This window comes from Salinisphaera hydrothermalis C41B8, assembly GCF_000732535.1.
In the GTDB taxonomy this organism is placed as follows: domain Bacteria; phylum Pseudomonadota; class Gammaproteobacteria; order Nevskiales; family Salinisphaeraceae; genus Salinisphaera; species Salinisphaera hydrothermalis.
In genome coordinates, this window is sequence record NZ_APNK01000024.1 from 1 (window position 1) to 11,685 (window position 11,685).

Annotated in this window: 10 protein-coding genes and 2 pseudogenes; 6 read left to right on the plus strand and 6 right to left on the minus strand. The window is 61.6% G+C overall.

Features of this window, described 5'->3' with window-relative positions:
* From C41B8_RS13630 to C41B8_RS13650, 5 genes and pseudogenes are all read right to left on the minus strand, one after another.
* Positions 1-386, minus strand: a pseudogene (locus C41B8_RS13630) (hypothetical protein); the annotation flags it as partial.
* Positions 370-1,476: a permease gene (locus tag C41B8_RS13635; protein WP_051883521.1), complete on the minus strand. Its 1,107-nt coding sequence runs from the start codon at positions 1,474-1,476 to the stop codon at positions 370-372. The pseudogene C41B8_RS13630 and the gene C41B8_RS13635, both read right to left, overlap by 17 nt.
* A gap of 59 nt (positions 1,477-1,535) precedes the next feature.
* On the minus strand, positions 1,536-2,489 hold the full coding sequence (locus tag C41B8_RS13640) for a hypothetical protein (protein WP_051883522.1): 954 nt from the start codon (positions 2,487-2,489) through the stop codon (positions 1,536-1,538).
* 167 nt (positions 2,490-2,656) lie between these two features.
* Positions 2,657-3,469: a copper resistance protein B gene (locus tag C41B8_RS13645; RefSeq protein WP_232226077.1), complete on the minus strand. Its 813-nt coding sequence runs from the start codon at positions 3,467-3,469 to the stop codon at positions 2,657-2,659.
* Entirely contained in the window at positions 3,462-5,414 is a 1,953-nt protein-coding gene (locus C41B8_RS13650; protein ID WP_232226078.1) for a copper resistance system multicopper oxidase, read from the minus strand. The genes C41B8_RS13645 and C41B8_RS13650 overlap by 8 nt, the downstream gene beginning before the upstream one ends.
* Before the next feature lie 1,102 nt (positions 5,415-6,516).
* On the opposite strand from C41B8_RS13650, the pseudogene C41B8_RS21175 reads away from it, so the two are divergent.
* Positions 6,517-7,140: pseudogene (locus C41B8_RS21175) on the plus strand (cation efflux transmembrane domain-containing protein).
* Positions 7,141-7,151: 11 nt separating this feature from the next.
* Here C41B8_RS21175 and C41B8_RS13660 read toward each other — a convergent pair.
* Positions 7,152-8,351, minus strand: a complete 1,200-nt coding sequence (locus C41B8_RS13660; RefSeq protein ID WP_051883524.1) for an MFS transporter — start codon at positions 8,349-8,351, stop codon at positions 7,152-7,154.
* A gap of 66 nt (positions 8,352-8,417) precedes the next feature.
* Between C41B8_RS13660 and C41B8_RS13665 the strand changes: the two genes are divergently transcribed.
* From C41B8_RS13665 to C41B8_RS20170, 5 genes are all read left to right on the plus strand, one after another.
* A complete protein-coding gene (locus C41B8_RS13665) occupies positions 8,418-8,690 on the plus strand; it encodes a metal/formaldehyde-sensitive transcriptional repressor (protein WP_037339290.1) in 273 nt (90 codons plus the stop codon).
* Positions 8,691-8,706: 16 nt separating this feature from the next.
* Positions 8,707-9,984, plus strand: a complete 1,278-nt coding sequence (locus C41B8_RS21030) for a heavy metal translocating P-type ATPase (protein WP_198025204.1) — start codon at positions 8,707-8,709, stop codon at positions 9,982-9,984.
* Positions 9,944-10,726 (plus strand): HAD-IC family P-type ATPase, encoded by a 783-nt coding sequence (locus C41B8_RS20695; protein WP_269634491.1) that lies wholly within the window; start codon positions 9,944-9,946, stop codon positions 10,724-10,726. Before C41B8_RS21030 ends, C41B8_RS20695 begins: the two co-directional genes overlap by 41 nt.
* Positions 10,692-10,880 carry a DUF1289 domain-containing protein gene (locus tag C41B8_RS13675; RefSeq protein ID WP_037339371.1) on the plus strand — a complete coding sequence of 63 codons (189 nt, stop codon included), beginning with the start codon at positions 10,692-10,694 and terminating at the stop codon, positions 10,878-10,880. The genes C41B8_RS20695 and C41B8_RS13675 overlap by 35 nt, the downstream gene beginning before the upstream one ends.
* Positions 10,881-10,948: 68 nt before the next feature.
* Positions 10,949-11,542 (plus strand): alpha/beta hydrolase, encoded by a 594-nt coding sequence (locus C41B8_RS20170; RefSeq protein ID WP_269634492.1) that lies wholly within the window; start codon positions 10,949-10,951, stop codon positions 11,540-11,542.
* Positions 11,543-11,685: the final 143 nt, after the last annotated feature.

The following is an 11,685-nucleotide window of genomic DNA, read 5'->3' on the forward strand; positions in this document are numbered from 1 at the left end:
AGTGGACGCGAGATCCCCAGCCATTCTTTTATCCGCCAAACCAGTTGTTGGCGGGACTGGACAGTTAGCCGCCATACCATCAGGATCAAGCCGAACAGCAGGATCAGCAACCCAACCGAGTTATGCAGCATCATCATCGTCTCATGTAGGCTGGCGGTCCCGTGTTCATGATGCTCGCCCCCGTGCTCGGGGACGATCCACGTAAAAACAAAGACCAGCGTAAACTGCGCGATGATCAGAAGGGCCAGTAGCCAGTGCAAGAATCGGCTGACGAGTCCGTAATGTGTCGTTGAGTCTTTCATGATGCCCTTTTTAGGTTTTGATCGAGGTATGGCGGTTGGGTTGGTGGTGCCGGCATGGCCGCCTCCATCAGTGATGATGGGCACAGTGGGACTGGGCGTTGGCTTGCCTGGACAGAGCCCAGAGCCCCAGCCCGACACCGATGAAAATCAGATTCAGCCAAAATGTGTAATCCAGGCTGAAGAATTCCATTGATCCGACGTCGACCGTGCTTGAATCGGGCGCCCATCCGCCGACGGAGAAAATGAGATCGACGACGAAGCCGGTCACCGCCATGGCGATATACAGAATGACGCCTAGCATTGCCGCGAGTCGGGTGCCGTAGTATTGGCGATAGACCAGCAACATCGGGATGACGATCAAATCGCCGTAGATGAAGGCCAGCGCGCCGCCGAACGAGATACCGCCGTTGAACAAAGCGGCGGCCAAGGGCACGTTTCCGACCGAACACACAAAGCTCACCACGGCGACCAGCGGCCCGACGAGTGCGTTTTCGATCATCTGCAATAGGCTGACATCGCCCCCGTGGCCCCCGGATAGAAACAGCGCCTGCCAGAACGCGTCGGGTACCCAGACCACCATCGCGCCGGCGACGATCACGCCGATGGCGATATCCTTCCAGATCATCGACCAGTCCATCATGAAATTGGCGGCCGCCTGGCGCCAACCATCAAGGCTGAGCGGGCTCGGGACAGCGACATCCTCGTCCGTATCATCGTCAGTCTGGGCCTCACGTACGTGATCGAATGCCCTCACCGGCCCGACGAGCTTCATGAGAAGCGCCATAACGATGATTAGCAGCACGCCGCCCGCAAATTCAGCGACCACGAACTGCCAGCCCATCAACGACCACAATACGAAGCCCAGCTCGATCACGAGATTAGTCGCCGCGATCATGAAGGCAATCGAGGCCGTGATATGAGCGCCGCGCATGAATACGCTGCGGCTCATGGCGGCCGCAGCGTATGAGCAGGACGATGAGATGGCGCCGAAAAAACCCGCTCGGAAAAGCGAAGCCGCACTGTCGTCCCCCATGACCTGCACCATGCGGCGTTTGGGAACGAACGCTTGGACGGCGCCCGAGATCGCAAAGCCGAGCACCAGCGCCCACAGGATTTTCCAGAACATGCCGGCGATCGTATAGAGCGTATCGCCGAGGATCGGAACGAAAGTCATATTTGTCATCCGGTGATGATTTTAGGCCGCGGAATTTGCGTGGTTCGGTTAACGACGTATCAGACGGATGCGGTGATGGGCTTGGGCCACCGATAAACGGCCATGAAAGTGAAAAAGATCAGGGCGTAAATCGCGGCGTTGCCAAACATGTTGCCGGTCATGCCGGTTTGGCCAAGGGCTGTATATGGTGCGCCGAACCCTTCGGCCGTCGACCATATCACCAGCGAATAGATGCCGCCGATCGGTAGCAGCCATCGCATCAGCTTGCCAGTGATGAGACTCCAGGCGAGCACCGTTTCAAGAAGCGCAGCCAGCACGCCAACCAGAACGGGGCCCACAAAGCTGATAACGTTGATCCACATCTGGTCGTAAGTTGCCACCCAGCCTGGTAGGGCATCTTGAGCCGCTGTCAGATAGGCGACCATATGGGTTAGATAGTAAGGGTGCCATTTGAACAGTGCGTCCCAGGCCCACAAAAAACCGAATGCCAGGCGCATCGCATGGATCCACAGACGGGCGTGCTCCTGCGCCACGGCATTGTTGTTCGCTGGCGCGGCCTGGCTCAGGCGCCAGCAGGCGAACGTCAAGATAAACAGGATCAGATAAGGCGGCGCGATCCCCGGATCGGTCTGGCCGGCGGCGGTATTGAAACCGCCGGTATGGGAAACGCCGACCCACATCACGATCAGATACACAACGCCCAACCAGAGAGCAGCGCGCATGCCGCGACCCGAAAGCAGTGCAACCGCCATGATGAGATCCAGCAAAAAAACACCGTTGCCGATCACGCGAACGGGCCAGGAGCCGAAAGACAGGCCCATGAATTGCGCAATTGCGTGTTTATTTGCGCTGGCCGAGGCCGTCCACGCGTTGAACAGCCAGATCAGCCCGAACACAATCCGTAGGCCGTAAAAAGTCAGTTGTTGCGACGCCGTGACTCGCGCTGGAATGTCGTGCGGCGCTCGAAGATCGAAATCCAGCCAGCGGTAGACTGCCTCGGTTACTTTTGACATCTCAGACTCCAGGGTTTTGAGATTGGATTTGAGGGTCGAATATCGAAAAATGGCAACTCGGGGTCGGGTGGAATGACGTCGACGAACCCGAGTGATGCACAAGACCACCGTCGGTACGCGTTCGGACAACGTCATCAATCAGCAACGCGGTGGTGTCGCGATGCCTGCTAATACCAAGCACTCAGGCCCACCACAAAGGCTGTCGAGGAGCTTGTCCCGCCGTCCGCCCGAGCCATTTTGGCGGTGTCGCCGTATTTCTTGTCCCAGCGCACACCGATATACGGTACGAATTCACGCACGATCTGATACTTGAGCCGAAGGCCGAGCGAGGTGCTCTGCAGACCTCCGCCCAAGCCGTAATTGGCATCGCGCGCGCCGAGATTTATTTCAGCTCGCGGCGCTAGGCGAAGGCGCTGGGTAATCAACGGCTCGTACTGAAATTCGCCGCGAAAGCTGGGTACGCCGTCCTGGCTGACGTAGAACGAGGCTTCGGTATCGATATACAGGGGGGACAGGCCCTGCAGTTTGACCATGCCGAACGCGCGATCCTTACCGGGGTAGATATCGTAGCGTGCACCGATCAGCGCATTCCAGAACGGAGTGATCGCGCGTCCGTAGTCAGCCTCGAACGAGGTCGAATCCGGCGAGCCGCCGGTGGTTGCGCCTTCGCCTTCGGTTTTCCACCAGAAACGGTTGATATCGCCGCCGATCCAGCCTTGACCTTCCCAGAGATAGCTGTCGGGCGCATTACCGGTGCCGTATTCGAGACGGTTGATACTGCTGTACTGATGGATAGCGTTATCACGGATGGGGGGCGCCCAGTTCGCCGGCGCGCCGCTGGATGCGTTTTCGGCGCCCTTGGGCACAACGCTGTTCGGATTGGCCTTGCCGGGCGGCGCGTCGGCCAGCGCCGGTGCGGCCGCGCTGGCCATGACAAACGCCAACCCGACTATCAGGATTTGATGCATCACCTTAGGCATGATCGATCTCCGAGGCCGGGGCGACACGCACGACGCGGAACATGCCGGCCTCCATGTGGTAGAGCAGATGACAATGGAAGGCCCAGCGGCCCGGTTCATCGGCAGTGACCAGCAACGATACCCGCGAGCCGGGCAGGACACTGATGGTGTGTTTATAGGGCCGATGATTGCCCTGGTGATTTTCCAGCTCCATGAACATGCCGTGGAGATGGATCGGATGCTCCATCATGGTGTCGTTGACCAGTATCAGCCGGATGCGATCACCGTAGGGGAAGTCGATCGGCTTGGCCTGTGAATACTCGCGGCCGTCGAACGACCACATGTAGCGGTACATGTTGCCGGTGAGATGCACTTCGATGGTTTTCGAGGGCTCGCGTTTATCCGGCGGTACCGAGACATTGCGCAGTTGGCTGTAAGTCAAGACACGATGATCGACGTCGGCCAAGCCAGTCGGCCGGTCGGCCAGCCGATAGCGCTCGGCCTGAGCCACGGTAATATTGCCCGGGCCATGCTTGTCAGGGCCATGCCGGGCGATCACCGGGCCCGAGTTGCCCATGCCCATATGCGACAAATCATCGGCAACGGGGTTGGTGGCACGATTGATCGCTTGAGAGTGCTGCATGCCTGCCATGCCGCCCATAGCGCTGATCTGCGCCCCGTCGTGGGGTTGCGGCATCGACATTTTCTGGTCCGACTCGTCGTCCATCGCCATGCCCTGCATCGGCATGCCCATATCGATCATCGTGCGAGTCGGGGGCGTGCGCAGCGCCGGCACGGTCGCGCTCATGCCCGGCCGTGGCGCAAGCGTACCGCGGGTATAGCCCGAGCGGTCCATCGATTCGGCCATGATCGTATAGGCCTTGTCGGGAGCCGGTTCGACGATCACGTCATAAGTTTCGGCCACCGCAATCTGGAACTCGTCGGTGTCGACCGGCTCGATGTTCTGGCCGTCGGCCGCGACCACAGTCATCGGCAGGCCGGGGATGCGCACATTGAAATAGGTCATCGACGATGCGTTGATGACTCTCAGCTTGATGCGCTCACCCGCGTTGAACAGCCCGGTCCAATTGGCGGCTGGATGCTGGCCGTTCATCAGATAGGTATAAGTGTGCCCGGTGACATCGGCGATATCGCGCGGACTCATGCGCATCTTGTTCCAGGCCAGGCGCGATTTTATGGTTTGGGTCAGCCCCTGTTGTTCGACTTCGTCGACCAAGTCGACCAGCGTGCGCTGGTTGAAGTTGTAGTAGTCGCTGGATTCCTTGAGCTTGGCGAACAGTCGCGCGGGATCCTCGAACGTCCAGTCGGTCAGTACCAACACGTATTCGCGGTCGGCTGGATTGGCCTCGGGTTCGGCCGGGTGAATCACGATCGGCCCGAGCTGGCCGACCTGCTCCTGAAAGCCGGCGTGACTGTGATACCAGTAAGTGCCGTGCTGACGCACCGGGAAATAAGCCTCGAATGTATCGCCGGCGGCAACGCCCGGAAATGACACGCCCGGAACACCGTCCAATTCGAATGGCAGCAGTAGCCCGTGCCAATGGATTGATGTCAGATCGTCCTTTAAATGGTTATGTACCCGAAGCCGCGCGTTGTGCCCCTGCCAGAGTTCCAGCAGGGGGCCGGGCACGCCGTGATTGACGGTGTTGGCCGTTGCTCGCCCTCCGGCGATAGCGATCGACTCCGAACGAATATGAAAATCCCGAGTCACGGATCGCGGGGGGCCACCTTGAACGCGCGCGGCCTCACCGGCTCGGCGCATGGCATCCGCCCGCGAGACGCCGGGCAAAAACATATCAAGGCCGGCCAACATGCCGCCGGCGGCCATCGCTTGGAGAACTCTCCGGCGCTGCGTATTCGTTTGCTGATCGTGCATGCGTGGCGGGCCAGCGTCGATCTCGGAGCCGTTACGACGCGCTTCGCCATAGCTCTTACGTTTTTTCAAAATCTTCTCCGTATTCGAAGTAAAAGACGACCCACGGGTATCGGTCAGGGGGAGTAGGGCTCGATACCCGAGGGCCGAATCGCGATGACACCGTGGATTCGGTGTCACCGCTGACACCCCGGTAACAGGGGGCACTACCGGGATGAGCCGGTGCCGGTGTGGGCGATTGATAGTCGCTTATAGCTCGCAAGACGAACGGCTGGAAAAGGTTGCAGTGACCGATTCGACACCGAAACGCGACTGGCAATGCTTCGCCATATGCCAGGTCCTGTGACGAGGAACCGCCCCGGCGTGATCGCAGCCGATGCCACTCGGAACACGGAGCGCCCGGCTCGATAGGCGATCCAGTTTTCAATGTGCGGCGCGGCCAACGACGTATCTGACTTGAATCCGAGTGGGTGTTGCCAAGCGGAGTCAGGGCCTCGCGCACGGTCGAGCCGGACCGCTTGGCCACGGAAGGGAAACAGGTCATGAGGGTCGCCTTTCATGTGGCGACTCGCGGTTGCTATTGGCCACGGCCTTACGACCAGACCATCCCGCGAACCGGTCGTTACGACCGATTCATTGCGGTAACAATCACAAGACGCCTAGATTTAACCGGATGACAACGTCACAGACGTCGCCGAGCGTCAGTTAAATAGCGAAAGACGGGGGGGCGATAAGGGAGCCGTACAAAGCCAGGCTCCAGACGCGACGTCATCCTCGCGAGCGGGTAGGCGGGATGCGGGCTAGGCATGTCGGAGGCGAGCGCATCGCTTGCCAAAGCACTAGAAGCACAGCTCCCGATCACATCGCAACAACACATGTCGTGCCGAGGCGGCTGGTCCGGTTGCGAAGCTTGACCATGAGTGGCAGACAGCGCGCTGTGCGGCGACTTGCCCGCCGGGCTGTGCAGACACGATATCCCTTGAACACCGGCCTGAGCGACCAGCGCTTGCATTACAAGCAGGAATATCGCGATAACGCGCAGCATTTCTTTAAAATATCTGAGCCGAACGAGAAACACAATAATTATTAGCGAAATCGGCTCTATCCTGACGCAATTGAAGCCATGAGCCTGACGCCTAGCCAGAGTGTACTTCTATCTGACAAAAGGAAACAGATGACGCCCTCATCGAATGATTTCTCGTTCCGAGCGAAAACAACGGACAACGCCCTCCGCCGCGTTGTCGCTATCGTGGCTCTCGCCAATCTGGCTTACTTCGGCGTGGAATTTGTCGTGGCCCAGCGCATCGGCTCCGTATCGCTTTTCGCCGACAGCGTTGACTTCCTGGAAGACACCAGCGTGAACTTCCTGATCGTCGTCGCGCTTGGCTGGTCCGTTCGCAATCTGGCCGGCGTCGGCATGGCACTCGCGGCGATTTTACTGATCCCGACCATGGCTCTGCTCTGGACCGCGTGGCAGAAATTCAATACGCCGTCACCACCTGCACCGTGGTTGCTGTCCATCACCGGTCTCTGAGCTTTGACCGTAAACGTGGGCTGCGCGTTTTTACTCGTCCGATTTCGTCACCATAGCGGCAGTCTTACCCGCGCCGCTTTTCTATCAGCTCGCAACGACGCGTTCGCGAACATTGCGATCATGATCGCGGGCCTCATCACGCTGGTATGGCGCTCCGGCTGGCCCGATTTGATCGTCGGGCTCGGTATCGCTTTCATGAACGCCGATGCTGCGAAGGCCATCTGGGACGCCGCACGCAAAGAACGCGCGTCGGTCGACGTTTGATCGCCTCTGCTTCATTCGGCTGGCCATAAACGACCAGCGAAGGCCCAGGCCGCCAACGCAATGACACCGAGCACCAGCAAGGCCGGGCGCGGCCCGAACGCCGACCCCAGCACGCCGGCCAGTGGATAGCCGATCAGCCAGCACGCATGCGACAAGGCAAACTGGGCCGAAAACACACCCGGACGAGTAGACGGGTCGCTGGCGGCGGTCAACAGGCGCCCGACCGGGGTCTGGATCAAGCCGAGGCCGATGCCCAGAACGAACCAGAGTCCGAGCAGGCCGGCAAAGCCGGGCCGCCAGATGCCTCCGACCAGTAATGCTAAACCCAGTAACAAACCACCGGCGAGCATCGCGCCGCGTTCGGAATAGCGATCCAGCCAGCGCGGCAGCCACAATGCGGCGAGCATCGAGCCCGCGCCCGAAGCGATGAACGCTTGGGCGACCTGGACATCGCCGCCGCCCAGCGTTTCGCGTACATAGACCACGGTATTGACGATGATCATGGCCCCGGCGGCGGCCACGCCCGCGTAGAGCGTCAACACCGAACGCAGCGTACGATTACCCAGATATCGGCGTATGCCGGCCGTCACCCGCTGCCATACATTGATCGACGTCGTTTCAGCGGCAGCGACCGGTAGGACAGCCGTTACGACCAGAGCCGCCGAGCCGAGAAAGGCGAGCGTGTTGAGTATGAACAACTGGTTGTAGGACACCAGGAACAACAGCGCCATCGCCAGGGTCGGGCTGAGTAGATTCTCGAGCTCGTAAGCCAAGCGCGAGGCCGACAATGCCCGCGTGTATTGCGCGTCGTCCGTCACCACTTCGGGGATGGTGGCTTGGAAGACTGGTGTAAAGCCCGCCGAGCAGGCGTTCAACAGAAAGATCAGAGCATAGATCTGCCACACCGCCGTTACCCACGGCAGGCAGAACACAAACCCGGCCCGCAGCAGGTCCAGCGTTACCAGCAACGTCTTGCGCGGCAAGCGTTGGGCATAGCCGCCCACCACCGGGGCGATGGCCACATAAGCGACCATCTTGCAGGCCAGAGCGATGCCCAAAACACGGCCGGCATCACCACCGGCCAGGTCGTAGGCCAACAGCGCCAACGCGATCGTGGTCAGACCGGTGCCGACCAGGGCCGAGATCTGGGCCGCAAACAGATGTCGATAGACCCGATTGCGCCAAAGGCCCGCGATGGGCTTTTCTGTCATAACGTCGCCCTTGATTGATAATATAGGGGGCCATACTATCGTGAGACGAAGCGGAGAGAAAACGACGTGCATACGACGCGCGAGAAAAAGAAGCTGTTGAACCGGGTACGGCGTATCCGCGGCCAGATGGAAGCCGTCGAGCGCGCGCTCGAAGACGAAAACGGTTGTGCCGACGTGCTTCAGCGCATCGCCGGCGTGCGTGGTGCGCTCAACGGATTGATGGCCGAAGTGGTTGAGGACCACATCCAGGAGCACGTCGCCGACGCGGAACTGACGACCGAGCAGCGATCCGAGGGCGCCGCCGAACTCATCGATGTCGTGCGCGCTTACCTCAAATAACGCCAGAGTCACCGCCATGTCCGACCCGCAGACAACCCAGCACGACACACTCGCCGATCGCGCCGAGACACGCACGACCGCGCCGGAAGCCTCGTCCCATCATGGGCATGGTTCTCATCATCACGATCATGAACACGGGCATGACCACGATCATCCGTTCGAGTGGCCGGAAGCGGCGCGCATTGCGGTTGTGGCGGTCGTGGCCGCGCTGGTGTGGTTTCGTATCTGGGAGCCGTTTGCGGCGGTCAGCCTGATCGGCATCGCTGGCTTGTTGATCGGCGGCTGGCCAATTCTCAAGGAGGCTTTCGAGAATGTCGTCGAGCGCCGGATGACCATGGAGCTGTCGATGACGATCGCGATCGCGGCGGCCGCGGCGATCGGCGAATTCTTCACGGCGCTGGTGATCACTCTGTTCGTGCTGGTCGCCGAAGTACTGGAAGGCCTGACTGTCGGGCGCGGTCGCAAAGCGATCCGCGATCTGGTCGAATTCCTGCCGAATGAGGTCTCGGTCCGGCGGGCCGGTGCCGTTCAATCCGTCGCCTCCGAGGAATTGGCGGTCGGTGACGCCATCCTCGTAGCGCCCGGTGGCCGGCTGCCGGTCGATGGCATCGTGCTTTCCGGGCATTCGTTCGTCGATGAGTCGCGCATCACCGGCGAATCCATGCCGGTCGAGAAGACCGAGGGTGCAAAGGTCTTCGCCGGCTCCATCAACCAGTCCGGCGCGCTGGAGATCGCCGCCGAGCGGCTCGGTCGGGACACCAGCTACGGCCAGATCATCGAAGCGGTCGAGGCCGCCGAGCAATCCCGCGCACCAGTCCAGCGGCTGGCTGATCGCCTAGCCGGTTATCTGGTGTATTTTGCGCTCGGCGCGGCCGTTCTGACCTTCCTGATCACGCGCGATATCTATGCCACGATCTCCGTGATCATCGTCGCCGGCGCCTGCGGCATCGCCGCCGGCACGCCGCTGGCCATCCTCGGCGCCATCGGCCGGTCCGCGAGACTAGGCGCGATTGTCAAGGGCGGCGTGCATCTGGAAACCCTCGGCCAAGTTAATACCGTCGTGCTCGACAAGACCGGCACCCTGACCTTTGGCCGCCCCGCAGTGCAGCGGCTCGTGCCCGTGGCCGGCATCACCGGCGACGAACTACTCGCTGCCGCCGCGGCGGCTGAACTACGCTCTGAGCACCCGCTGGGCAAGGCGATCGTGGCCTACGCTCGCAGCCAGGGCCGTTCCGTGGCCGAGCCGACGCGTTTTGACTACACCCGGGCCGGGGCATCAAACGCAGGTCGCTGACGCGACCGTCCTCGTCGGCAACCAGGCCTGGATGACGGACAACGGGATCGACGTACCCGCGTCCTTGGATCAGGACGCGGCCGGCTCGGAAATCCTGGTGGCCCGCGACGGGCGCCTGCTGGGCGCTATCGCGATCGCCGATAGCGTCCGGCCGGAATCCCAACGCGCGGTCGATGCCTTGCATCGCATGGGCATTCGCATCGTCCTGCTCACCGGTGACGCCCGCCGGGTCGCGGATGCGGTCGGCGGTACCCTCGGCATCCAGAACATCGAGGCCGAACTGCTGCCGGAGAACAAGCTGGCACGCGTCCAGGCGCTCGTGGGTCCAAAACACAAGATCGCGATGGTGGGCGACGGAATCAACGACGCACCGGCGCTGGCGCGGGCCGATGTCGGCATCGCTATGGGCTCGGGTACCGACGTGGCCCAGGAAAGCGCCGACGTGGTGCTGCTGGGCAACGACCTCGAGAGTTTCGTCGAGACCCTCGCCGTGGCCCGGCGCACGCGGGGCATCATCTGGCAGAATTTTGCCGGCACATCGGTGTCGACACCATCGGCATCGTGCTGGCGGCCTTGGGCTTTCTCAATCCGCTGCTCGCGGCGGCGATTCATGTCGTCTCCGAACTGGTGTTCATCCTCAACTCAGCGCGGCTGTTGCCCGCGCCCGAGAAAACCACGACGCCGACGGCCATCCCCAAACCTGAAGCGTGGCGGTCGCCTCGCCCTGCGTCGGCGTCTGTAAGCTCGATCGCAAGACTGATTTGTGTGTCGGATGCCTGCGCACCGCGGCGGAAATTCGCCGGTGGCGCCAACTCACCGACGCCAAGCGCCGACGCGTTCTGGCCGAACGCCGCCGGCGCGAGGCGAAACGTACCCCGCGCCGGGTGCGCCGCTAACGGAAGAACCCACGATGGCGACTCACACCCTAGACTGGACCTGGGAGGGCGCTGACGTGACTCTCGGCATGGAGGCCGCCGGCGGCGGTTGCTCCGTGGTCCTACTACCGGCGCTCAGTTCGATCTCGACGCGCGGTGAAATGCGACCGCTTATGGATCGGCTCGCGCCGGCGTTTCACGCTACGACCATTGACTGGCCCGGATTCGGCGACCGGCCGCGGCCACGCGTGGATTGGACGCCACGAGTGCTGTCGGCCTTCCTCGATGACGCCCTGCATCGGATAGCGCAGCCGCCGCATGCTGTCGTTGCTGCCGGCCACGCCGCCACCTATGCGTTGCATCAAGCGGTCGAGCGCCCGGGCACGATCGACCAGCTCGTTCTGATCGCGCCGACGTGGCGTGGCCCCTTGCCGACCATGATGGGTGGCCAACGGCCCTGGTTCGCTCCTATCCGCACGGCATTCGATATGCCCGTGCTGGGACCGGCTCTTTATCGGCTCAATGTGAGCCGGCCGATCCTCGACAAAATGGTTAAAGGTCACGTCTACAGCGATCCTGAGTGGCTGGCCGGCGATCGGCTGGCTGAAAAACGCGCCGTCGTTCGCGCACCGGGCGCCCGGCACGCCTCCGTGCGTTTTGTCAGTGGCGGTCTCGACCGGTGACAAGCCGCGCGTCGTTTTTCGATCTGGCCCGTCGGGCGCGGGTGCCGATCTTGGTCGTGTATGGCGAGGAAACGCCGCCAAAGTCACGCGCTGACATAGCGGCATTGGCCGAGTTACCGGAGTCGAAACCCGGCGACTCGACC